Raw genomic sequence first — 23,816 nt, 5'->3', positions numbered from 1 at the left:
CGGTACACAGTTGTTTTCAGTTTTGATATGAACCATTGAACATAAGGATTCAATATGAGCATAGGAAATTACCTGTTTACTTCCGAATCGGTGTCCGAGGGACACCCCGACAAAATCTCTGACCAGATTTCCGACGCCATTCTCGACGAATGCCTGAAGGTGGACCCACTGTCCCGGGTTGCCTGTGAAACCATGGTGACCACCGGTCTGGTGGTCATTGCTGGAGAAATCACCACCAACGCCCAGCTCGATTTTCAAGCTATCGCCCGTAAAACAATTGAAGAAATCGGTTACAACGATTCCGAGATGGGTTTCGATTATAAATCCTGCGGCGTGCTCGTCACCGTGGACAAACAGTCACAGGACATCGCGCAGGGCGTGGACGATGACAAAAAAGAACAGGGTGCGGGCGACCAGGGAATGATGTTCGGTTTCGCTACCAATGAAACCCCCGAGCTGATGCCGTCGCCGATTCTGTTTTCGCACAAATTGGTAAAGAAAATGGCCGAACTCCGGAAAAGCGGCAAACTGCCTTACCTGCGCCCGGACAGCAAGTCGCAGGTCTCGGTCCGCTACGATGAATGGAAGCCGGTCGGTGTGGAAACCGTCGTCATTTCCACCCAGCACGCACCGAAGGTCAGCAACAAAAAGATCAAGGAGGATCTGATCAAACACGTGATCAATCCCATCATTCCGGAAAAACTACGCGCAAAGAAAATGAAAATCCACATCAACCCAACCGGCCGTTTTGTGATCGGTGGCCCGCAGGGCGACTGTGGTTTGACCGGGCGCAAAATCATCGTTGACACCTACGGCGGTTATTCCCGCCACGGCGGCGGCGCGTTTTCCGGCAAGGACCCGTCCAAGGTCGACCGCTCCGCAGCCTACATGGGCCGTTACATTGCCAAGAACATCGTCGCCGCCAAATTGGCAGAGCGCTGTGAAGTGCAGTTGGCTTATGCTATCGGCGTGGCAGAACCTGTGTCCGTGTTTGTCGATGCCTTCGGCACCCACAAGATCGATCTCAATCGCATCGAAAAACTCATTCGCGAACATTTCGATCTGCGCCCGGCGGGCATTATCAAAACGCTGGATTTGAGGAAACCCCGGTTCCGGGCATCCGCCGCGTACGGCCACTTTGGCCGCACCGAGAAGGAGTTCACCTGGGAAAAGACGGATAAGGCTACGGCATTGAAAAAAGCCGCACGGCTGTAAAATTAGAGCGCCCCGCCAGATTGGCGGGGCTTTCTTTTTATCCGGTGATCCTTTGGCTGTGATATCCGGTTTTCAAAACAACGGCTGGTGCAACTCGTTCCTTTCTTTTCCGGATCGCCTCCAATGAAGATCCATTCCCTTCACCGCTGGGACGTCACTCCCAAAGAAGCCATCAGCATCCAGAAAGACCTCGCCCGCCACATAAACACATCAGTCGGTTTGAAAATATCCCCTAAACTCATTGCCGGCGCGGATATCAGCCTTTCGCAGTCCCGTGGCCCGGCTTACGCGGGCGTGGTGGTATTGGATGCGAACACGCTGGAAGTGGTGGCGGAATACACTCAAAGAGGAGAAATTGACTTTCCTTACGTGCCGGGACTGCTTTCCTTCCGTGAAGCGCCGCTGTTGCTAAAAGCCTTCGAACAGATCGATCCCCCGCCGGACCTGATCATGCTGGACGGACAGGGCATCGCGCATCCACGGGGCCTGGGGCTGGCCTCGCATTTGGGATTGTTCCTTGACTGCCCAACTGTGGGTTGTGCCAAGAGCCGCTTAATTGGTGATCACCGCGAACCCGGTACAAAGAAGGGATCGCACGCACCATTGAAAGGAAAAAACGGGGAAACTCTTGGCTCAGCTTTGAGAACGCGCGAAGGATGCAAACCCATCTTCGTTTCGGCGGGTCATAAAATTGATCTCGCCTCAGCCTTGGAATGGGTTCTCCGCGTCTCGCCGCGTTACCGCATCCCGGAGCCGACACGACTCGCGCACAACCTGGTCAACCGCGTTCGAAAAGAAGATCAAGGTTTGCGCGCCACCAGCAGGTAGCCGGAGTCCGCATAAACCGGCTTGATCTCTTCCACGGAAAGGCCCGCTGACTCAATCTCCCCTCGAAAATCGTCTCGATTGTACGCGTGCCACACTCCGGCTTCCAATTGATGCTGGATGTGGCGCAGTCCGAGCAAAAGCGTGAGGGGATAGAACAGAAAGCGCTTCACCCGGTGTTCCAGCAAGGGCATCTTTCCTTTCTGCGAACGCACACTTTGTTTGATGATGCGGTGGGCGTTGTAAGTGTCGGATGGATTGGAAATGATGGCACGCCCGCCGGCCTTCAAAACCCCGGCAATACGCCGGTACACCTGCATCCGGTCTTCGGCACGGGCCAGCGTATACACGGAGAAATGCGCAACGACACAGTCGAAGGCTTCCGCTTTCAGCGGCCACTCAGCCAGCATGTCCGCCTGATAGGTGCGCACGGGAGGAAACGACGGAAGAAGCGACGCCTTCTGCCGGAGTTGTTGCAGGCCGGAGGGAAGGATATCGGTGCCCACGTATTTCAGGCCGCCATTCCAGCTGGCCCCGAGGTGATTTACCAGGAGTCCGGAACCGCACCCCAGATCCAGAACGGCCGAATCCTCAACAGGGGCAACCTGGTCTGCCGCGGCTTTCAGTGAATCGTGATAGGCTTGCGGGCAAAGCCCATCGTACAACCGGGTTTTGAACCCGAACTGCCAGTACCCCCTGAACAGGGTTTCAAAAACTTTCATTCTGCAACTTGCCGGAAAAATAAGAACTCAATATAATAATCCCAATTGAAAGACCCGCTACACGGAGAACACAAGATGGCGAAAAAACCCTTCATCAATAAATACGGATTTGTCGAATACCCGTTTCTGCACGATACGCGAAAAGGCCAGAACTGGTGGTTCTTCAATCTCCTCGAAGACTACCTGAAACGGCGCTGCAAGCACCGTCTGGGCGACGAATACACGAAAAATGACATGGAAGTCGACATGATGGGCTTCCTGCATGAAACCAAACTTAAGTTTTTCGCGCTGGTTCCGGTGGGCATGGGCATGGAGTTCAAGTTGATCGGCAAGTACCGTTCAGAAGACCTCATGCATCTGGAAGACCCCGTCCCTTTCATTGGCGAGACCTACGGCGGCGGCAAGTTCAAGGTCAACATCTACCACGAAGGTACGTTCGCCGGGACCGAAAACTACAAGACCCACGGTGAGCCAAAATGGGTGGAGATCCCCGACGACGACTGACCGGGCCCCGCTCCTTCCCTTTCGTCTGCCCTAAAGTGTTTCGTCCGGATTGATTGGTTTCTGGATGGTGGGAATTTTGAATTTCAGGGCATCGGGCACGGCGTTCTTTTCCTTGCCCACCGCTTTTTTCCCTTCGTCCTCATCGATGCCGATCCGCACCACGCCCTTATGCACGCGTACCGGAAAGACCGTCGTTTTCAGTTCGGGGTTCTGAGGGCACCCTCCCGTCTCCAGGCTGAACCGCCATTCGTGGTTGGGGCAGATGATGACGCCTTCCTCGATCCGCCCTTCACCCAGCGGCGCGCCTTTGTGGGGGCATTTGTTCGACACCGCAAAATACTTGCCCTTGTAATTGAACAGGGCGATCTCCTGGTCCCGCACGGTAACGATTGCGGATTTGCCCGGTGGCAAATCGCCGTCTTTCATGACTTTGATATAGAGTTTCATGACTGCCTTCTCAAATTCCGTCCGCCTTCATGGGGCGAAGCGGGCGGTCATTTCTTTTCTTCTTCCTGTTTGCGTTCGGCAGCGCGTTTGCGGGCTTCTTCCTCGCTCAGGTATTCGAACTCGCACTGGGAATAGATGAAGTTCAGCGCTTTTTGTCCCAGAAGGCGGCTGGTGGTCTGGTTCAGGTGCTCCTGATTGCTCATCAGGGTCTTACGAACCTCTTCCATGGTTTTGCCCGTCTGCTCGGCCAGCCGCTGGTATTCGGCTTCCAGATCCGACTGCTTGACGTTGAGCTTTTCCTGTTTGGCTATGGCGTCCAGAATCACGTATCCCTTGGTGTTGTACACCGCACGCTCGCGCCACTCTTCCTTGGCCCTATCCTCATCGAAACCCGAGTCCTCCAGGCTCATGCCCGACTGCTGAATCTGAAATTTCATTCCGTCGATCATGTACCCCACTTCCTGGTCTACCAGCGACGCCGGGGCTTCCACATCGTGTTCCTTGACCAGGTAATCGAAGATATCCTGCTTGATGTGCATTTCCTCCAGATGTTCTTTTTGCGCCTGCAGGCCGGTTTTGATTTTGCGGCGAAAGGACTCCACCGAATCTTCGCCCTGCGCCTGCACGAATTCATCGGTTAGCTCCGGCAGATTGAGCTTTTTGATCTGCTTGATGTGTACGCGGAAAGTGGCCGTGTCCGGAAGCTCTTCACCGTCCTTACCCGGAATCGGCATGCTGATGCGACGCATTTTTTTGTTCCAGTCCGCCGGAAGCTGGACCTTCACGTCGAAAGGGTCGACCTTCTTGTGTCCGATCAACTGATCCTCGAAGCCCGCGATCATTTTTTTCTGTCCGACGCGCACCTCGTACCCGTTCGCCGTACCGCCCTCCAGCACCTCGCCATTATGCGTTCCCTCGAAATCCATGACCAGGAAATCGCCGTACTGGACTTCATAATCGTCCGGCATGATTTCCATCGTCCCGAACGGCTCCAACTGCTTGCGGATTTCGGTATCGACTTCCGCATCGGTGACCTTGAACTCGGTGCGTGGGAATTTGAGGCCTTTGTAGTTTTTGAATTTCAGTTCGGGTTTGACGTCCAGCGTCACGCTGAAGGTGAACGGCTTGTCGCGGTCGATTTCTTCAATGTCGGAGTGGTCGATTTCCGGCGGCCCGGCGGGGATGATGCCCGACTCGGTGAGCGCCTTGTTGTAGTACTCCTGCATCAGGTCCTGCCACATCTGCGTCATGGCCTGCAGGGGCACCTGCTTCTCCAGGATTTTCTGCGGGATTTTCCCGGGACGAAACCCCGGCATGCTGATCTGCTTGTTCAGTGCCCGGTACGCGCCGTCGATCTTCTGGGACACGATGTTCTGCGGCACCTTGATCTTGATCTTGCGGCGAAGGCCTTCCAGTTCTTCCAGTTGGTAATCCATAGTTTGTCTCAGTTCCTCCGGCCTTACGAAATACTCGGCTCTTTCGCGCCGTAACGGTCCTCAATCAGTTTATCCAGCTCCTCTTTCAGCTTGCCCAAAATTTCATCGTAGCCGAAAGCGCCCACGGTCTCGGTTTTCTTCTTCAGATTCACGTGCGCCGGGCCGCACCACAGGCCGAGATCGGCGTCGTCGGTTTCGCCCGGACCGTTCACGCGGCATCCCATCACGGCGATGGTGATCTTGTACTTTTCCGCGTATTCCGTCATGCGGCGAACGTCTTGCGCCAGGTCTACGAACTTGCCGTTCTCGACGCGAGAACAACTCGGGCAGGCGATGATGTTGAGCCCTTCCAGAAAATTCTCCGGAACCGAGCGGAACCGGCCGTTTTCGATGTCATCCAGAATCGAACGGCCAACGTCGATTTCCTGCCCCTTGTCGTCATCGGGAACGGTCAGGGAAACACGGATGGTGTCGCCGATGCCCGCCGGGATCAATTGCTCGAACGCAATGCGGGTTTTGATGATGCCTTCCGGCGGCATACCGGCTTCCGTCACTCCCAGGTGCAGAGGCACGTCGGGACGCAATTCGCTGAAGCGCTTGTTGCCCTCGATCACCTTGCTGCTGTCGGAATCCTTGAGCGACACACAGTAGTTTTCGAAGCCCAGTTCGTCCATCATGGCGCAGTGATCCACCGCCGACCGCACCATGGCCTCGATGCTGTCCTCTGGATAGCGTGCCTTGTAATCGGGATCGACGGAACCGCAGTTGACGCCGATGCGGATGGCCAGCTCGTGCTCGCGCGCGGCGTTGACAATGAACTCGACCTTTTCTTTAATGGTTTTGTCCTTGTCGAGATGCCACAGGTGGCCGGGGTTGTAACGAATCTTGTTGACGTAAGGCGCCACGATGGGAGCCAGCCGGTAGTTTTCCTGCAGGTCCACGGAAAAGATCGCCTTCGATCCCTTGCGCAGAATTTTCAGCGCTTCGACGTCTTCCTTGCTGTCCACGGCGATGCGGATGATGTCCGCGCCGGCTTTTTCGAGAATTTCGATCTGCCGCGCCGTGGCCTGCAGGTCCTGTGTGCGGGTGGCGGTCATGCTCTGCACGGCAATCGGCGAGTCGCCGCCCAGGGTCAGGGTTCCGACTTTGATTTTACGGGTGGTTCGGGGTTTTATGTTTGCACTCACTGAGTGGATTCGCTTTCATTAGAATGGGTTAGACAGGTAAATTCCAACCAAGATAGCAAAAACGGCCCGTCTTCTCAACGAATTCCTGATCCAGGAAACCCATTGAATCCGGTCTTCCGAAGGGACCTCTTGGCAACGCTTCTTTTATCCATTATAGTGAACACCCATGAGTCGAGACCAGCGCAAACCGACCCACCCCCATACGAAAAACCCCGCTCTCCGGTGCCGTCTTTTTACCGGTTTTGTACTGGTTTTGGCCGCCTTGCTGGCCTTGCCCGGCCCGGTGCTGGCCGAAGCCCTGCACGGCCTGTCGCTGTACGGTCCTGAGGGGTTGAAATACAAGGCCAACCAACCCTACGACCACGCCTTCATCAAAGCGCCCAAGGGAGGCCACCTGATTCTGAGCGACGAGGGGGCCTTCACCAAGCTCAATCCGGCTTCGTTGAAAGGTGTTCCAGCGCCGGGGGTCAATCTCGTTTTCCAGACGCCGATGGACAGCTCCAATGACGACGACGAGCCCTTTTCCCAGTACGGTAGTTTGGTGGAAAAGGTGGAACTGGCCGACGACCGCATGTCGATGATCTACCACATCCATAAAAACGCCGCCTTCTCCGACGGCCATCCGGTGACGGCGGAAGATTTCGTGTTTTCCTTCGAGCTCATCAAGGACCCGCAATACCACCCGTTCTACAAACAGTATTTCCATGACATTGAAAAGGTGGAAAAGCTGGACACCCACCGCGTCAAATACACCTTCGCCATCTTCAACCAGGAACTGCCGCTCATCACCGGGCAGATGCTGATCTTCCCCAAACACATTTACGGCAAGCCGGACAGGAAATTTGGCGAGGATTTCGACGAAATCGCAGTGGGAAGCGGTCCTTACGTGGTGGAGAAATACGAGTACGGCAAATTCATCACGTTCAAACGCAATCCCGACTGGTGGGCGAAGGACCTGCCAAAAAACCGTGGCCGCTACAATTTCGATCGCATCACGTGGAAAATCTATCTCGACCCCGTGGCCATGCGCGAGGCCTTCAAGGGTGGTGAGTTCGATGCCCACCTTATCTCCAGTTCGCGCGACTGGGCCTTGGACTACCAGGGTGATTACGTGAAAAAGGGATATTACCTACGCGAGATGGTGCCACACAAGCGAGTGGCGGGCATGCAGGGCTTCGTCATGAACATGCGCAACGATATTTTCAAGTCGCGCCGGGTACGCGCCGCCATCGCCATGGTGTACGACTTCGACTGGGCCAACAAGAACCTGTTTTACGGCCAGTACACTCGGAACGACTGCTACTTTGACAACAATCCGGAAATGAAAGCCGACGGCCTGCCCAAAGGCAAAGTACTGGAACTACTCCTGAAACTGAGAAAGAAATACGGTGCGGAGCATGTTCCCAAAACCGTGTTCACCAAACCCGTCGGCGCCCCGGGACAGGGAGTCCCATATGAAAAAAACGTGGCGCTCGCCAACAAACTTCTCGAGGCGGAGGGCTGGAAGCTCGGGCCCGGCGGGGTGCGTATGAAAGACGGCAAGGCCCTGCGCTGGACGCTTCACCTCGCCAGCCCGGGATTCGAACGCATCGTCGAGCCCTACAAAAACAACCTGAAAAAAATCGGCGCCGACATGTCGTTCAAGGTGGTTCAGGTGGCGCAGTACGAGGAAATCCTGCGCGACTTCAAATTCGACATGATCGTCATGGGCTACGCACAGAGCCGCTCGCCGGGCAACGAGCAGCGCAGTATGTGGAGCAGTGAAGCGGCCGACATCGCCGGCACGCGTAATTTCGCAGGCATCAAAAATCCTGCCATCGATGAATTGATCGACCTCATTGTTGAGGCCAAAACCCGCAAGGAACTGGTGGACCATGTGCAGGCGCTCGACCGCATCCTGGTTCATCAATTTTACCTCGTTCATCACTGGTACATCGGTGCCGACCGATTTGTGTACTGGAACAAATTTTCCCGCCCGAAGAAAAATCCCTCACAGGCATCCATTCTGAACAACATGATCGAATATTGGTGGTGGGACGAGTCCAAAGTAGAAAAGCTGAAGGCCGCCCGTAAGGCGGGCACCCCGATCAACTGACTCCCTTCCTTCCAGCTCCGATAAATAGCGAACGGATCCGCGTTGTTCCCTCCATCCGGGCTTGATATACTTTTCACAGCCCCGCAACTCCAGAAACGGCGTGCGGGCCATCCGTAACGAATCTCGTTTCCCAACCGGCTCGACCTTATATGTTCAGTTACATCATCCGCCGTCTCCTTCTGATGTTCCCCACGCTGGTGGGCATCGTCACCATCTCATTTATCGTTGTGCAGTTCGTGCCGGGCGGACCCATCGACCAGGTCAAATCGCTTCTGCGCGGCCACGCCGGGGTACTGGGAGAAGCGGGTGGCGCGGCCTTGGACAACCGCAGTCTCAAGGCGCAGGAGATCGATCCGCGCCACATGGAGCAACTCAAGAAAATCTACCACCTCGACCGTCCCCTGTGGGAACGGTATCTTCGCACCTTCATCTGGTACGAGCCCGAAAACCCGGAAGCACCCTTCACCGAGCGCTTCTTCACCCACGCCAACTGGGACGGGTTTCTGGTATTCCAGTTCGGCGACTCGTTTTACCGCAATAAGTCGGTGCTGGAACTCATCAAGGAAAAACTTCCGGTCTCCGCATCGCTGGGCGTCATCAGTTTTTTTGTCAGCTACATCGTGTGCATCATGCTGGGCATCGCCAAGGCGGTGAAAAACGGTCAGGCCTTTGATACGTGGACCAGCCTGGTGGTGCTGATCGGTTACAGCACACCGGGATTCGTGCTGGGTATTTTCCTCATCGTGTTTTTCGGTCCAGGCGACAGCGCCATCATGCATCTGATCCCGTCAGGCAAACTGACGTCATCCGACGTTCCGGGTTACGCCGACTGGAGTTTCTGGGAGAAGCTGATCGATTACCTGCACCACCTGGCCGCGCCGCTGTTATGCTTCATGGTGGGCAGTTTTGCCACGCTCACCATCCTGACCAAAAATTCCATCATTGAGGAGATGCGGAAGCAATACGTCACCACCGCCCGCGCCAAGGGATGCACGGAACAGCGTGTGCTCTACAAACACATTTTGAAAAACGCATTGATCCCGCTCATCACCGGATTTCCCATCGGCTTTCTCGCCATGTTTTTTACCGGATCGCTGCTGATCGAACAGATATTCACGCTCGACGGTCTGGGCCGGCTGTCGTATGAGGCGGTCATCCAACGCGACTACCCCATCGTGCTGGGCACGTTGTTCATCTTTTCTTTGCTGGCGCTGGTGGGTCAATTGCTGACCGACATCTCGTACGTCATCATCGACCGCCGCATCACGTTTGAAGACACGCAAGGCTGAGGCATGATCCGCATCAATAAAGACCTGCAAACCAAACTGCGCAAGTTTCGAAACGACAAGCGCGCCTATTACAGCATGCTGGTTCTGCTGGTTGCGTTCCTCGTCACCCTGCCCGCGGAACTGTTGTGTAACGTGCGGCCGATCCTTTTGGTGGTGGACGGCAAACCGCATTTCCCCATTTTTGTTACGTACACGGAGCAGGATTTCGGCGGCACGCGCCCGGTGGAACCAGATTACAAATCGGAAGCGTTCATGAACTGGCTGAGAGGCGAGGCCCCGGCTGAACCGGAAACGGTGTCACGATCGAAACCTTCCAAGCAACCGATGGAACAGGGCACACAGGGGCTGGCGCTGTCGATAGACGATTTTGAGGAACAGGATTTCGATCCGGAACTGTTCCGTACGCTCAATGAAATTCGCGGCACGGACAGTGGAGCGGGTTTGGGCCTCGATGACTTTGAAGGAGATGCGGGGTTTGGGCTGGGTCTGGACGATTTCGAAGAAGAGTCCGGTGGATCGATGAACCTCGATTTCGGTGACTTTGAAGAAGACAGCGCGCCCTCCCCTGCTGTTTCGCAACCGAAAACCAAATCCAAAGAAGTGCAGAGCACCCCACCCCAAACCCGCGAACCTCACGACGTGTGGGCCATCTGGCCGCCGGTGCGCTACGACTACAAATACATTCCAACGGAAAGTCGGACCGGACGCGTTGCCCTCGCCGCGCCGTACGAGGTGCAGTCCGCCGACGGCTCGCGCATCCTGGGCTCATCCTGGAAAGATGGGCATTATCTCGGCACCGACGACCGTGGACGCGATGTGCTGGCGCGTCTCATCTACGGATTCCGCATTTCCATGATATTCGGCCTGTCGCTCGCCGTGACCGGCACCATCATCGGTTGTCTTCTGGGCGGCGTGCAGGGATTTTTCGGCGGCTGGATCGATCTCATCGGCCAGCGCATGACGGAAATATGGGGCTCCATCCCACGGCTCTATATCCTCATCATCCTGAGCGCATTTCTGGTTCCGAATACCCTGCTGCTGTTCGCCATTCTCAACCTCACCGCGTGGATGGGCATCGCCGCCTACATCCGCGCCGAGTTCCTGAAGGGCCGCAACCTGGAATACGTCAAGGCCGCACGCGCCCTGGGTGTGTCGAACCCGTCCATCATGCGCCGGCACATCCTGCCCAACTCGCTGACGCCGGTCATCACGTTCTTTCCATTCGAAGTGACAGCGGGCATCCTGGCGCTGGTAAGCCTCGACTACCTCAACCTCGGCGTGCCGAGCCCCGCGCCCAGCATCGGCGAACTTCTGGCTCAGGGGAAAAACAACTTGCAGGCCATCTGGATTCTTTTGCCGACGTTTCTCCTGCTCACAACCACGCTCACCCTGTTGACGTTTGTCGGCGACGGCATTCGCAACGCCTTCGACCCGAGAAAGGCAGAGTGACGATCTCATGATGCTCGAAGTCAAAGACCTGAAAACATATTTCCGCGTGGTCAACGGCCAGGTGGCACAGGCGGTGGATGGCATCAGTTTCGGTCTCGAACGCGGCAAGACGCTGGCTCTGGTCGGAGAATCGGGTTGCGGTAAAAGCCAGACGGCATTTTCCATCATGCGCCTCATCGCCGAAAACGGGTTTCATCCCAGCGGCAAGGTCTATCTCGACCGCCGCGATCTCACCCGGCTTGACGAAGAAACCATGCGCACCATCCGTGGCAACGACATCGGCATGATCTTTCAGGAACCGATGACGTCGCTCAACCCGCTCTACAAAATCAGCAACCAGTTGGAAGAAGCCCTGCGCATCCACCGCGAAATGCAAAGCGGCGACGCGCGTTTGCGCTCCATCGAACTCCTCGAACAGGTAGGCATCCCCGATCCGGAGAAGCGCATCGATGACTACCCGCACCAGCTTTCCGGAGGCATGAAGCAGAGGGTGATGATCGCCATGGCGCTGGCCTGCGAACCGAAACTGCTGATCGCCGACGAACCGACCACGGCGCTCGACGTCACAATCCAGGCCCAGGTGTTGAAACTGATGGCGGACCTGCAAAAGAAAATGGGCATGGCCATCCTGCTCATCACCCACGACATGGGCATCGTCAACCAGATGGCCGACGACATCTGCATCATGTACGCCGGGCGAATTGTCGAACACGGAACACGTGAACAGGTTTTTTCGAACATGTCGCACCCCTACACGCGGCGCCTGTTCGACTCGATTCCCAAGGCAGGCGACCAACCTTATTTGCTGAACACCATTCCCGGCATGGTGCCGCCTGCCACCGAATACGGCGAAGGTTGCCTTTTCGCCGACCGTTGCTCGTTCGTCATGGACGTCTGCCACCGTATGGACAGTCCCATATACACGCTCGAGCGCGGCCACACGGTGCGGTGCCACCTGTTCGAAACCAAAACCGGCGCCACGGTGGAAGAAGACAAGGCGCGTATCTCCGCGCCGCCAAAACCCATCGCCCCGGAAACGCTGGTATCCATCAAGGCGCTCAAGACATGGTTCCCGGTGCGCAAGGGGGTGTTCCGCACGGTGTCGGCGCACGTGAAGGCCGTGGATCACGTCGATCTGGACATCCAGCGCGGCTCGACGGTGGCGCTGGTGGGGGAGTCGGGGTGCGGCAAAACGACGCTGGGCGAATCGATCCTGCGCCTCAACCGCGAAGTGCGGGGCACGGTGCGGTTTCGCGGGCAGGACCTGATGGACCTCTCCAACGCCGACATGAAAAAAATGCGTAAGTCCCTGCAGGTCATTTTCCAGGACCCATTCGGGTCTCTCTCCCCGCGCATGCGCATTGAGGACATCGTTGGCGAGGGATTGGAAGTTCATTTCCCTCAACTGACCGAGCAGGAGCGGAAGGATCGTATTGCGAAGGCGCTGAAGGAAGTGGGCCTGGGCGCCTCGGCCATGGAGCGGTACCCGCACGAGTTTTCGGGCGGCCAGAGGCAACGCATCAGCATCGCGCGCAGTCTCATTCTGGAACCGGAATTCCTGGTGCTCGACGAACCGACCAGCGCGCTTGATGTTTCCGTACAAGCACAGGTGTTGAATCTGTTAAGGGAACTGCAGGCGGCGCACAAACTGACGTACCTGTTCATCACCCACAACCTGAGCGTGGTGCAATACATGGCGGACGTGGTGGCGATCATGTATCTCGGTCGCATCGTGGAGTACGCGCCGGCCAAACACTTGTTTGACAAACCGCTTCACCCATACACGCAGACCTTATTGAAAGCGGTACCGACGCTCGGGGAGCGCAAACCGTTCGAAGCGGTGGTGGGTGATGTGCCCTCGCCACTCAATCCGCCTAAAGGGTGCCATTTTCATCCCCGGTGTCCGATTTTCCGGAGCGAGCCGGAGGGGTCGTCTCTGCGCAAAAAATGTCTGGAGCAGTACCCCGAACAGAAGTTCAAAGGCAACACCTGTGTCGCCTGTCACGCGGTGGGGTAAAAAAGCAGGAAAGTTTGGAGCCTGAATAAAATACTCCCGGAAGAGAAAATGATTTCAGGCGTTATTGGCCTTGTTTTTCTCGGAGATGTAGTAAAACAGAAAGCCCAGTACGGCCACGCCGACCAGACCCCACACCAGCAGGCAATTGAGGGTGTCCACCACCATGATTCGGTCCTCGCTAACGATTGGATGGATGGTTCGGTCCCGGCAGAAAACCGGGTCCGAAAAGGGTTAAAAATACATTTTTCTGGAACGCCCCGCAAGCCTTTTTATTCCCTCCGTGGTTTCAACCCCTTTTGCCGAAAGCGTTTGGCAATTTCTCCGGGAAAATCCGTTATTTATTCTCCCGCTTCCCGAAAACCAACACTTGAAATCCTCTGCCGTTTCTGGCGAATCTAAATAGTAAGGGCATCCATCATCTCCTTTTGAAAAAGGGGGCACTCCATGCGCATTCTGTACCCATTCGCCAAGCGGTTCATCGCCGGGGAAGACCTTCCAACCGCTCTCAGAAACATTTGCAGGCTCAACGAGGACGGTTATCTCTGTACCATCGACGTGCTGGGGGAAGACACCCACAGTCCCGAACAGGCGGCCAATGCCCGGGACGAATACATCGCGCTCCTGCGGGCTCTCGAGACTCACCCCTCCCCGCAGGATCTGTCTGTGAAACTGAGCCAGATGGGCCTCGCCTTCGACTATGATTTGTGCAAACAAAACGTGGAGGCGGTGATCGACGCCGCCGGCCAGAACACGGTTCGTTTCGACATGGAAGGTTCGGATTTGACGCAGGGCATCATCGACATGTGCCTGGACCTGCACGAGGCGCACCCAAGTCTCGGCATCGTGGTGCAGGCCTATTTACACCGTACGGAGAAGGACGTCGCCACCATGATCGATAAACAGATCTCCGTCCGCCTGTGCAAGGGAGCGTACAAGGAACCCGAAGACATCGCCTTTCAGGACATGCAGGACATACGGGAGAATTTCCTGAAGCTTGCGTGCATATTATTGAAAGAAGGGCACCTGCCCGCCATCGCCACCCACGACGAGACGCTTATTCAAGAAGTGTTGAAATTCATCGAAAAGGAAAACATCCAGCCGGAGCAATTTTATTTTGAATTGTTGTACGGCGTGCGCCGGGATCTGCAACAGCACCTGCTCGACCTCGGTTACCGGGTGCGCATCTACGTACCGTACGGCAGTGCGTGGTTGCCTTACACACTCAGGAGGCTGGCGGAGCGGAAGGAAAACATTCTGTTCGTGGTCAAGAGCCTGATCCGGGAAACGCTGGGCTTGGGCAAACTGGGGAAATAGGGATCAGGTCAGACAAGGCCCAAGGCGCCAGCCTGGCGGTCGGCTTCGTATGAACTCCGCACCAGCGGACCGCTCTCCACGTGGTCGAATCCCATGTCCTCGCCGATGCGCTGGTATTCCGCAAACCGGTCGGGGTGGATGAACTCCTTGACTTCCAAATGGTCACGCGTCGGCCGCAGGTACTGGCCGAGGGTGAGAATCTGGCATCCTGCATTCAGGAGGTCTTTCATTGTTTGAACGACCTCATCGTGTGCCTCCCCCATTCCCAGCATGAGGCTGCTCTTGGCGATCAGGCCGGACTGCCGCGCCACGGACAGTGTGTCGAGCGACCACTGGTAGCGGCACTGCGGCCGCACCGTTTTCTGCAGGGATGCCACGGTTTCGAGGTTGTGCGCGAGAACATCGGGCGCCGCGTCGCAAACAGTTTGAATGGCGCTTTTGTCACCCTGAAAATCCGGAATCAGCGCCTCGATTTTGAGGTCCGGACAATGTTTTCGTACTTGCCGGATGGTTTCCGCCCACAATGCCGAACCGCCGTCCTTCAGGTCGTCCCGGTCCACGGACGTGATCACCACATACCGCAGGTTGAGTTTGGACAGCATGAGGGCGACTTCTTCCGGTTCTTCCATACGGGGTGGTTGAAGGTGGCCGGTATCCACATCGCAGAATCGGCAGGCGCGGGTGCAAGTGTTGCCAAGAATCATGATGGTCAGCGTCCCGCGGTCCCAGCACTTCCCAATATTCGGGCAGGAAGCCGACTCGCACACGGTATGCAGACCGTGTTGCCGTACCAGCGATTTGAGGTGGAAGAATTTCGGGTTTTTGGGAAGAGGCGTTTTCAGCCAGGCCGGGAGACGCATAAACTAAATTTATTCAAAAGGTTCGGGTGCATTTTTGGTACACGGCAAAAGAATCGATAGTATAATCGAAATCAGTGGGGGCCATGAACGGGATTCAAGCCCACTTCGTCCACACCGCTTTCCATTTGATTCCGATTCTACCAGCAAACATGAAAATCATCCACCGCTACATTTTTACCGAGATGCTCAAAATCTTTGCCATCAGCACACTGGCGTTGACCATGGTGCTGTTTATGGACAAGGTATTGTTCATCACCGATCTCGTATTCAACCGCGGTGTGACTCTGCCAGAAGTGGTGCGGATGATTTTTTATATCACACCGGGATTTCTGGGACTGACCATTCCCATCAGCGTGCTGGTGGCGGCAATCGTGGTGTTCAACCAATTGTCCACGGACAATGAGTATGTGGTGATGAAAGCATCCGGCTGGAGTTTCCTTTATCTGCTTCGTCCTGTTTTTTATTTTTCCCTTGCGGCCTACATCATCACCAACCTCAACATGTTTTATTTTCTCCCGTGGGGCGGCCAACAGTTTCAGAAGATGGTGTACGACATCGTCCGCACCCGTGCCAATATCGATATCAAACCCAACGTGTTCAACAAGGATTTTGAAGGGCTCACCGTATTCGTCAATGACAAGGAAGGCAGTCACGAACTGCGAGGTATTTTCATTTCTCACAACGCGGCCGAAAACGACGCAAAAATCATCCTCGCTGACGAGGGCACCATCGTTTCCGACTCGGAAAACTACCGCATCCACCTACAACTGCGGAATGGATCCATTCACGACGCCAACAAACCCGGCACACGGTACCAGATTATCAAATTCCAGCGCTATGACCTGAACCTCGATTTGCCGACTGCGGGCAAAATGCGGGAGAGCGGAATTTTCAAACACAAGGACAAATCCGTCGCCGACCTGTGGCAATTGATCCAGGAAAAGAAAAAAGCGGGGCAACCCACTCATTTTGAAGAAGTGGAACTGAGTAAAAAATTTTCAATCCCCTTCACCTGCCTCCTGTTCGGCTTGATCGGGGGTCCCTTGGGCCTCAAATCCAGCCGGTCCGGCAAGTCCGGCGGATTCGTCGTTGCCGTGGCGATCATCCTGATTTATTACGTCGGCCTCATATCCGGTCAGAATCTTGGAAAGGGTGGTGAAATCCCTGCACTGCTTTCCGTCTGGATACCCAACATCGTTTTATTTTTCTTCACAACGTATGTATTATATAAAGTGCATAAAGAAATTCCGTTCACACTGGTGGACCGGGTAAACGATGCATACCTGACGTTGCTGGATGCATTCAGGCGACTGAAACCGGGAACGGCTGAAGTCGAATCCCGCCACACCACACCAAACCTGTGAACCCGATTTCGTTGACCGGAGGTGGAAAATGCTGAAAGCCCGCGACGTCATGACCCGCAAGGTGGTGACTGTGAAAAAAGACCTGACCCTCCGCGAATTGTCCAACCTGTTCCTTGAACACCGGGTCAACGGATTTCCGGTGGTTGACGACGACAGCGTTTTGATCGGTGTGGTCACCGAAAAAGACCTCATCGAGCAGAACAAAAACCTTCACATACCAACCGTCATCGCGCTTTTCGACGCAGTCATCTACCTGGAAAGTGATGAAAAATTTGAAAAAGAGGTCAAGCGATTCACCGGCACCCGGGTGGAGGACATATTTCAGCAGAATGTACTTACCGTGGAGCCCGATACCGATATGAATGAGGTGGCCACCCTAATGGCCAACCACGACATCCACACACTCCCGGTTGTCGAGGGAGGAAAGCTGGTCGGCGTGATCGGCAAGGTCGACGTGATCAAATGCATGAGTGAATTCTGACCCGCCAAAATTGGTCTTTTCATTCCCTTCGATTCCAGTCATAATTGAGATATAAATTCACGGCAAGTTACCCTTCCTCTTAAGGAGGTGGTTCCATGCGCATGCGGGTACGAATTCTTTTTTTCTCTTGCTGTTGGGGGTGCTCACCGCCCTTCCACTCCCAAATTCTTCCGCAGTGGTTCTCAAAACGCCTCTTGGCATCTCCCCTGAAAAAGCCGCTTATTTCATCCATGGTGTCATTGAAGCAGACCGGACCATTTATTCCCAGTACCTGGTGGACCGTTTGAAGGAAACGGTCAATCTGGATTCCACGGAAAACTGGCAAAAAGATAAAACGCTGCCCCTCCCCGCCCAGTTTCTCCTGATGGCATCGGAACGAGTGCGCTCCAAAAACGTGGGATTGGATTTCCGATTGATGAGCCTCTGGCCCATCAATCCCAAAAACAAACCAAGAAACCACCAGGAGAAAAAAGGGTTAGAGGAAGTTTTCAAAAACCCGGACGAGCCCTACACCTGGCTCCAGCAGACAGACAACAAGCTCATTTTCAATGCGGTCTATCCGGATAAAGCCGTCGCAAAAAGGTGTGTCAGTTGTCACAACAGTCACCCGAAAAGCTCCAAGCGCGACTTCAAGCTGAACGACGTGGTGGGGGGCATCCTGCTGGCCTTTCCAATTGACCAGACGCTGGGCGAAAACAATGAAAAGATCTATCACGTTCCGCCGGAGGTGGTGACCGATTACATCCATGCCATTCTGGAGGCGGACCGTACGGTGTACGCCCGGCACGTGGTGAACCACCTGCAGAAGGAAAATGTGATCTACGCATCCGAAAACTGGTGGGAGGAAAACACCCTGCTGCTTCCAGCCCAATTCATGCTGAACGCGTCGGATCTCATCCGTAATTTGCGGCTGGGGGTGGATTACAGGTTGATCAGCCTGTGGCCAATCAATCCGCAAAACGGGGCGGCCAACAGATTTGAACGGGCGGGACTCGAATCCGTCGCCTCCTACCCGTTACGGCCATACATCCGCACCACCCACGTGGGCGACCAAAAGTACTTTCAGGCAGTGTACCCGGACCTGGCCGTTTCGCCTTCCTGTGTGGAGTGCCACAATGCCCACCCCCACAGCCCGAAGCATGATTTCAAACTGTATGACGTGATGGGCGGGGTGGTGCTGAGCGTTCCACTCGATCACGATTGACGGGATTTCCGCCGTTTGAGTGCCTGTGCAATAAACTCGTTGAACAGCGGATGTGGTTCGCGGGGGGAGGATTTGAACTCGGGGTGAAACTGGCCAGCGAGGAACCACGGGTGATCGTTGAGTTCTATGATCTCCACCAGGTTGCCGTTGGGGGAAATACCGCTGATGCGCATACCCGCCTCTTCCAGTTGAAACCGGTATTTGTTGTTGAACTCGTAACGGTGGCGGTGACGTTCCGAAATTTCCCGCTTGCCGTAAGCTTTAAAAGCAAATGATCCCTTGCGAAGTTGGCAGGGATATTCTCCCAGCCGCATGGTTCCACCTTTATCACCGTTCAACTCCTGGTCCGGCATGAGGTCAATTATGGGATGAGGGGTTTCTGGAACGAACTCCGCACTGTTCGCGTTTTCAAGCCTCGCCACGCTGCGTGCGAACTCGACCACCGCCGAATGCATTCCGAGGCAGATACCGAAATAAGGGATTTTGTTTTCACGTGCAAACCGGGCCGACTGCACCTTGCCCTCGAAGCCCCGATCCCCGAAACCACCGGGAACCAGAATGCCGTCGCACTCCCGCAGGTGTTCCCCGCCACCTTCGACTTCCAGGTCTTCTGCCGACACCCATTTCATGCGGATGCGCACGCGGTTGCTGACTCCGGCGTGAACTAGGGCTTCGATCAAACTTTTATACGATTCCTTGAGATCGACGTATTTTCCAACGATGCCAATAATGACCTCTCCTTCCGGCTTCTGAAGGTATTCATTGATCACCTGCCATTCCTTGAGGTCCGGCTCATGCACTGAGAGCCCCAGCTTTTCGAGCACGATGTTATCCAACCCCTCCTTGTGAAAATTGAGCGGCACCTGGTAAATGGATTCCGCGTCCATCGCCGGGACCACCGCTTCCACCTCCAGGTTGCAGAACAATGCGATTTTCTTTTTTACATCTTCAGTGAGCTGACGTTCGGTCCGGCACAACAGGATATCCGGCTGGATACCGATTTCCCTCAACTTCTGCACGCTGTGCTGGGTCGGTTTGGTTTTAAGCTCATCCGCGGTTTTCACATAAGGAAGCAGGGTAAGGTGGACGTAGATGACATGGCGCGGGCTCTGGTCGAACCGGAACTGTCGAATGGCCTCCAGGAAGGGGAGGCTTTCGATGTCGCCCACCGTACCGCCGATTTCGCAAATGACCACGTCCACATCCTCGCTCACCGCGCGGATGCGGCTTTTGATTTCATCGGTAATATGAGGGATCACCTGAACCGTTGTCCCCAAATATTCGCCACGGCGTTCTTTCTGAATGACGTCATTATAAATGCGGCCGGCGGTGACATTGTTGAACCGCGTCATGCGGGCGTGGGTGAAGCGTTCATAGTGACCGAGATCCAGGTCGGTTTCCGCTCCGTCGTGGGTTACGAACACCTCGCCGTGCTGGAACGGATTCATGGTGCCGGGATCGACATTGATGTAGGGATCAAGTTTCAGCAGGGTAATGGTATAACCGCAGCACTCCAGCAGACTGCCGATGCTTGCGGCGGCGATGCCCTTGCCCAGGGAAGACAACACGCCCCCGGTCACAAATATGTATTTCGTTTTTTTGCCGTTCGATTTTTTCTTCAAGAGCGTCTCCCCTGTTGCGGTTCCAATCCTTCCTGTTCCTGAACTTTGATCCAGTTTTCCACTTTAACCAGATCCTCCTCGCAATCCACACCCATAGAAACCCGGTCAGTCTCCCCACCTTTATACAATACCCGTTCTCCAATATTCTTAATTGTTCCAGCTTCTCACGCTGTTCCAGCGGGGTGGGAGCCATTCGTGTGTATTGCAGGAGAAAATCACGGCGGTATGCATACAGGCCAATGTGCCGGAACCACGTGCGTTCAGGAACCGGCTGGTCTTTCACCCGGTCAGGGGAGGGATTTTGCCAGGAATCCCGTAAATACGGAACCGGCGAACGGGAAAAATAAAGGGCACGACCATCCCCGCCTGTCACCACCTTCACCACGTTGGGATCAAACACGTCTTCATAATTATCAATGGCTGACATCAAGGTTGCGACAGCCGCCTGTTTGTCTTGTATTAATATCTGAACCACCTGTTCGATGTCCTCCGGTGGGATGAGGGGCTCGTCACCCTGCACGTTCACCACAACGTCGCAGGAACGCTTTGAAACCACCTCGGCAATACGGTCTGACCCGGAGGGATGATCAACAGAGGTCATGACTGCGTTGCCTCCAAATTCCTCAACCGCCTTGACAATGCGTTCATCGTCGGTGGCCACAATGACATCATTTATGGAGGGAGCCAACCGGGCGCGTTCCACAACCCACTGGATCATGGGGCGTCCAGAAAGCGGTGCCAGAGGTTTGCCGGGAAACCGGGTGGAAGCCCAGCGGGCCGGAATGACCGCAACAACCCTCGGCTTCGCTGACATGTGTCCACCCATTTCAAACGAGGATTCCCTGAATACCTTGCATACCGGAGGCTGTCGATCCCAATAAAAGGAATGAAATCCGTCCTTCAGCACTCAAAACAAAAGGAGCCCGGACGCCCATCTCCTCAATGGAATAGTCCTGAAAACCCTCTTGGAATAACAGAATGTCTGGATCTGCTCGGTGACCCGGCCGGGGTGGTCGTTGCCTGAAAGGTGCAGTGGAGTTGCCGAACCCCGCGAGAAGGGGTCCGGAGTCTTTAACCCCGGGGCCATCGGATATGCCGGAATGATTGGGACTTCGAACTGCAACCACGCCGGAACAATCGAAAGAATAGCTTAAAAGCAAGACCGCTTCAACAGCAAATTCTGACGCGGCGCCGTTCCCCTCTCTTGGATATTAACGGGTTTGGCACGACCGTAATTGAAACGGAACTCATTTGATTTCCATCAAATGCCGCTCAATTTTATCCCGTACCTCGGAAGGCGGGTTCATCTGCAATGCTTTTTCCAGCGTATCGAGAGCACGGCCCGTATCGCCCATCTTGTGCAGGGTGACCCCCATCATAAAACGGCTGTCATGAACTTTGTTGCCCTGCGGATATTGGTTGAGCACCATCTCAAAGTGTGAAATGGCCTCGTCAAAGCGGCCCAGCTGGTAATAATTGTTACCCAGCCAGAAAATGATATTGTCCTGCAGGTCGGCGGGTGGGCTCTTCAGGCGATATTCCTGAAACATCATGATCGATTCGTCGTACTGGCCATTGCGATAAGCGTTGAGCGCCTGCGTGTATTCCTGCGGAATCTTATAGGCGGTGGCTTTCTTCATGGTGGCCGGGCCCTTGCGAGGAGTGAGCTTGGCCTGCGTCATGGGGCCCGCATCTTTCATCGATTGGATTTCCATCGCCAGGGCGTCAATCTGCTGCTTCAAGGTCTCAATGGCAGGAGCCAGACCTACCGTCTGTTGTGCGGTCATATTGAGGTTGGTCTCCAGCCGTTCCTGGGTGGCTGTGAGCCGTGGCTCCATATCCTGGATCACGGTCTGTAATTCCTTCACGCGCTGGATGAGAGCCTCCTGCTGGCTTTGCAGTATCTGGATATCGACCTTCATTTCCTCCATGTCCGTTTTCTGGTCGATGCTGTCGAATCCCGGGTTCACGCCTTCGTTCGCAGGCGTTTCGGTGACGGGATTTTGCGCCACCACGGTCTTTTCGGTACCCAGCGCTTCATCCTTGTCCTCCAGCAGGTAGTCTTCCAGATTGTCTTCTTGTGGCTGGGTGGAATCTTCGCCAAAAAATCCGCCGAACCCTTCATTGGAGGCGGTCTCCGTTTGCGGCGACTCCACAGGAGTCTGGCCGCTCACTTCCTGGGTGCCGGTACTTTTGCCGAAAAAATCTTCCTCTTCCTGAGACAGAGTGGATTCGTTGCTGCCGGAATCCGGAAAAAGCTGGTCTTCTTTCTTGTTCACAGCCGAACTGTCCTCCAATGTTCCACCCAGGTCCTGTTCAAACTCCTGTTCCAAGGCCAGTTCGTCTTCGGTTTTCTGGTTCCAGGGCATGGATTGACAGCCCGTCAAAAACACGACGGCGGCCAATGCAAAACTGCCTATGAGGCGGGGTGTGGTAAGCGTATCAGGCATAGATGAACTCCCAAGTTTTGGTCCCGGAAAATTTGGTTGGATAAAACCTATAAAAACAACCTCTTAAATTGCGCCGCATCTTATCACGAAACGCAATGGATGCCCTAATAGAAATGGGTGCAGTGAGTGAAGGTGACAGGAATCAGGATGCCATCCTCTGCTTTTCCCGTATATCGGTCACGATGCGAACCAGCGCTTCCGCCACCCGCTCCACGTCTTCGGTCCCGTTACTGCGCCCGAAACTGATGCGAATGGACTGTCGCATTTGCTCCTCCGGCATGCCCATCGCCGTCAAAACATCAGAGGGCAGGACGGAACCGGAACTGCAGGCGGTGCCTGTAGATACGTATATTTGATCCAGGTCGAGCCGTATCATCAACGTCTGCCCATCCACGCCTTCGAATCCCAAGTTGAGCGTGTTAGGGAGAGACTCATCGGGATGACCAAAGAACCGCACCCCCTGCAAACTCGAAACCCCGTCACGCAGACGCCGCTTCAACTGACGCAACCGTTCGGCTTCCTGTTCCAAATCGCCTGCCGCGAGTTCGGCTGCCCTGCCGAACCCCGCAATGCCTGGCAAATTTTCGGTTCCACCGCGGCGCTTCTTTTCCTGACCTCCGCCAACAATCAGCGGCACCAGCTGGGGAAGTCCCCGCCGCACGTACAGCGCCCCCACGCCCTTCGGACCGTAAAGCTTGTGCGACGACAAGGAAAGAAGGTCGACAGGCACCTCTTTCACGTCCAATGGAACTTTGCCCGCACTTTGTACGGCGTCGGTATGAAACAGGATTTCCCGGTCACGCGCGATTTCCCCGATGGCGGCGATGGGCTGCAGGGTGCCGACTTCACTGTTTGCGGACTGGATGGTGATGAGGACGGTTTCATCCGAAATCAGCGCCTCCAGGCCATCCAACCGGACCCGTCCGAATTCATCCACGGGGGCGTAGTCGATGACGAAACCCTCTTTCTGTAATTCCAGGCAGGCGTTGAGTACCGCCGGATGCTCCACCCGGGCCGTGACGATATGGCGCCCTTTGTCTCTCAATGCCCTCGCCGCGCCCAGAATGGCAAGGTTGTCGGACTCAGTGCCGCCGCTGGTGAATACGATCTCCCGAGCATCGGCGTGGATGAGCGCCGCCACTTGCTCGCGGGCTTCGTCCATCTTGACGCGTGCCGAGCGGCCGCGGGAATGGGTGCTCGAAGGATTGCCAAAATCCTCCTTCAGGAGAGGCAACATGGCTTCCAATACATCCGGATGAACAGGCGTGGTGGCGTTATGATCGAGATAAATAGCGTTCATGGAACGGACCGTTTGGAATGTTGCGAGCGAGGTGC

At 55.2% G+C, this 23,816-nt stretch carries 19 protein-coding genes and 1 pseudogene; 11 read left to right on the top strand and 9 right to left on the bottom strand.

Going from position 1 to position 23,816, the window contains the following annotated elements:
• Positions 1 to 54 precede the first annotated feature (54 nt).
• Together metK and nfi are read left to right on the top strand one after the other, a co-directional pair.
• Positions 55 to 1,215 (top strand): methionine adenosyltransferase, encoded by a 1,161-nt coding sequence (gene metK, locus TX82_RS10135; RefSeq protein WP_005010046.1) that lies wholly within the window; start codon positions 55 to 57, stop codon positions 1,213 to 1,215.
• 123 nt (positions 1,216 to 1,338) lie between these two features.
• Positions 1,339 to 2,043: a deoxyribonuclease V gene (nfi, locus tag TX82_RS10130; RefSeq protein WP_005010045.1), complete on the top strand. Its 705-nt coding sequence runs from the start codon at positions 1,339 to 1,341 to the stop codon at positions 2,041 to 2,043.
• Here the strand turns inward: nfi and TX82_RS10125 are convergent.
• Complete coding sequence (locus TX82_RS10125) at positions 2,016 to 2,762, bottom strand: class I SAM-dependent methyltransferase (protein WP_005010044.1); 747 nt, start codon at positions 2,760 to 2,762, stop codon at positions 2,016 to 2,018. The two genes, nfi and TX82_RS10125, sit on opposite strands and share 28 nt — an antisense overlap.
• A 75-nt stretch (positions 2,763 to 2,837) precedes the next feature.
• On the opposite strand from TX82_RS10125, the gene TX82_RS10120 reads away from it, so the two are divergent.
• Positions 2,838 to 3,266: a hypothetical protein gene (locus TX82_RS10120; protein WP_005010043.1), complete on the top strand. Its 429-nt coding sequence runs from the start codon at positions 2,838 to 2,840 to the stop codon at positions 3,264 to 3,266.
• 30 nt (positions 3,267 to 3,296) lie between these two features.
• Here TX82_RS10120 and TX82_RS10115 read toward each other — a convergent pair whose 3' ends face one another.
• From TX82_RS10115 to ispG, 3 genes are read right to left on the bottom strand one after another with little or no spacing between them, the layout of a single operon-like run.
• Positions 3,297 to 3,713 (bottom strand): Rieske (2Fe-2S) protein, encoded by a 417-nt coding sequence (locus TX82_RS10115; protein WP_005010042.1) that lies wholly within the window; start codon positions 3,711 to 3,713, stop codon positions 3,297 to 3,299.
• Between the two features lie 47 nt (positions 3,714 to 3,760).
• Positions 3,761 to 5,149 (bottom strand): trigger factor, encoded by a 1,389-nt coding sequence (tig, locus tag TX82_RS10110; protein ID WP_005010041.1) that lies wholly within the window; start codon positions 5,147 to 5,149, stop codon positions 3,761 to 3,763.
• A gap of 23 nt (positions 5,150 to 5,172) precedes the next feature.
• Entirely contained in the window at positions 5,173 to 6,336 is a 1,164-nt protein-coding gene (gene ispG, locus TX82_RS10105; protein ID WP_005010040.1) for a (E)-4-hydroxy-3-methylbut-2-enyl-diphosphate synthase, read from the bottom strand.
• A 166-nt stretch (positions 6,337 to 6,502) separates the two neighbouring features.
• On the opposite strand from ispG, the gene TX82_RS10100 reads away from it, so the two are divergent.
• From TX82_RS10100 to TX82_RS10080, 5 genes are all read left to right on the top strand, one after another.
• The gene (locus TX82_RS10100) at positions 6,503 to 8,431 is read left to right on the top strand and encodes an extracellular solute-binding protein (RefSeq protein WP_005010039.1); all 1,929 of its coding nucleotides are present in this window, start codon (positions 6,503 to 6,505) and stop codon (positions 8,429 to 8,431) included.
• A gap of 149 nt (positions 8,432 to 8,580) precedes the next feature.
• Positions 8,581 to 9,720: an ABC transporter permease subunit gene (locus TX82_RS10095; protein ID WP_005010035.1), complete on the top strand. Its 1,140-nt coding sequence runs from the start codon at positions 8,581 to 8,583 to the stop codon at positions 9,718 to 9,720.
• Between the two features lie 3 nt (positions 9,721 to 9,723).
• Positions 9,724 to 11,169, top strand: a complete 1,446-nt coding sequence (locus TX82_RS16795; RefSeq protein ID WP_005010032.1) for an ABC transporter permease subunit — start codon at positions 9,724 to 9,726, stop codon at positions 11,167 to 11,169.
• 7 nt (positions 11,170 to 11,176) lie between these two features.
• On the top strand, positions 11,177 to 13,186 hold the full coding sequence (locus tag TX82_RS10085) for an ABC transporter ATP-binding protein (protein ID WP_005010031.1): 2,010 nt from the start codon (positions 11,177 to 11,179) through the stop codon (positions 13,184 to 13,186).
• A gap of 444 nt (positions 13,187 to 13,630) precedes the next feature.
• Entirely contained in the window at positions 13,631 to 14,500 is an 870-nt protein-coding gene (locus TX82_RS10080) for a proline dehydrogenase family protein (RefSeq protein WP_005010024.1), read from the top strand.
• An 8-nt stretch (positions 14,501 to 14,508) separates the two neighbouring features.
• Here the strand turns inward: TX82_RS10080 and lipA are convergent, their stop codons facing one another.
• Positions 14,509 to 15,360, bottom strand: a complete 852-nt coding sequence (lipA, locus tag TX82_RS10075) for a lipoyl synthase (RefSeq protein ID WP_005010022.1) — start codon at positions 15,358 to 15,360, stop codon at positions 14,509 to 14,511.
• A gap of 149 nt (positions 15,361 to 15,509) precedes the next feature.
• On the opposite strand from lipA, the gene lptF reads away from it, so the two are divergent.
• From lptF to TX82_RS15290, 3 genes are all read left to right on the top strand, one after another.
• Positions 15,510 to 16,724 (top strand): LPS export ABC transporter permease LptF, encoded by a 1,215-nt coding sequence (lptF, locus tag TX82_RS10070; protein ID WP_005010019.1) that lies wholly within the window; start codon positions 15,510 to 15,512, stop codon positions 16,722 to 16,724.
• A 28-nt stretch (positions 16,725 to 16,752) separates the two neighbouring features.
• Complete coding sequence (locus TX82_RS10065; RefSeq protein ID WP_005010017.1) at positions 16,753 to 17,205, top strand: CBS domain-containing protein; 453 nt, start codon at positions 16,753 to 16,755, stop codon at positions 17,203 to 17,205.
• A gap of 175 nt (positions 17,206 to 17,380) precedes the next feature.
• Positions 17,381 to 18,409, top strand: coding sequence for a Tll0287-like domain-containing protein (locus TX82_RS15290; RefSeq protein ID WP_144079153.1), 1,029 nt, complete (start codon positions 17,381 to 17,383; stop codon positions 18,407 to 18,409).
• Here the strand turns inward: TX82_RS15290 and pyrG are convergent.
• From pyrG to TX82_RS16300, 4 genes and pseudogenes are all read right to left on the bottom strand, one after another.
• The gene (pyrG, locus tag TX82_RS10050; protein ID WP_005010008.1) at positions 18,400 to 20,031 is read right to left on the bottom strand and encodes a CTP synthase; all 1,632 of its coding nucleotides are present in this window, start codon (positions 20,029 to 20,031) and stop codon (positions 18,400 to 18,402) included. The two genes, TX82_RS15290 and pyrG, sit on opposite strands and share 10 nt — an antisense overlap.
• Positions 20,028 to 20,845, bottom strand: a pseudogene (kdsB, locus tag TX82_RS16790) (3-deoxy-manno-octulosonate cytidylyltransferase). The gene pyrG and the pseudogene kdsB overlap by 4 nt, the downstream one beginning before the upstream one ends.
• Before the next feature lie 433 nt (positions 20,846 to 21,278).
• Positions 21,279 to 22,481 carry a tetratricopeptide repeat protein gene (locus tag TX82_RS15285; RefSeq protein WP_005010002.1) on the bottom strand — a complete coding sequence of 401 codons (1,203 nt, stop codon included), beginning with the start codon at positions 22,479 to 22,481 and terminating at the stop codon, positions 21,279 to 21,281.
• Positions 22,482 to 22,623: 142 nt separating this feature from the next.
• On the bottom strand, positions 22,624 to 23,816 hold a 1,193-nt coding region (locus tag TX82_RS16300), incomplete at its 5' end, for a cysteine desulfurase family protein (RefSeq protein ID WP_244875021.1).

Origin of the sequence: Nitrospina gracilis 3/211 (assembly GCF_000341545.2) — a bacterium.
GTDB lineage: Bacteria > Nitrospinota > Nitrospinia > Nitrospinales > Nitrospinaceae > Nitrospina > Nitrospina gracilis.
The sequence above is the reverse complement of the archived record's forward strand: the minus strand, read 5'-3'. Positions and strand labels throughout refer to the sequence as shown.